The sequence below is a fragment of the Pseudoalteromonas sp. bablab_jr011 genome (assembly GCF_016464045.1).
Taxonomy (GTDB): domain Bacteria; phylum Pseudomonadota; class Gammaproteobacteria; order Enterobacterales; family Alteromonadaceae; genus Pseudoalteromonas; species Pseudoalteromonas lipolytica.
Window position 1 is genome coordinate 1 of record NZ_JACDWU010000011.1, and the last position, 352, is coordinate 352.

1 protein-coding gene is annotated in these 352 nt (G+C 45.5%); it reads left to right on the plus strand.

The genetic code is table 11. The annotated features are described in order from the left end of the window. On the plus strand, positions 1-352 hold a 352-nt coding region (locus tag JIG41_RS00165), incomplete at both ends, for an SUMF1/EgtB/PvdO family nonheme iron enzyme (RefSeq protein ID WP_199524078.1).

Consider the following 352-nt stretch of genomic DNA (forward strand, 5'->3'; position numbering starts at 1 on the left):
CTGAATTCCCTGCGGGAGTAAGTTGGTATGGCGCAAAAAACTACTGTTTATGGCTGGCTAAACTCACCGAGCTCCCCTTTGATTTACCCACAGAGGCTCAGTGGGAATTTGCAGCCCGTAACCGGGGAGAAAACATTTTATTCGCGACCGACAATGGTCAGATAAATGAAGGTCGTAATTATGAGTTAAATACTGATTATGCTGAACCTTCCGGCACTTACCCTCCCAACCCATTAGGGTTTTATGATCTCAGTGGTAATATGATTGAATGGGTTAATGATTGGTGGGCTGAAGATTACTATCGGCACTCTCCTGAGCATAACCCAACGGGCCCCTCTAAAGGCACTAAAAA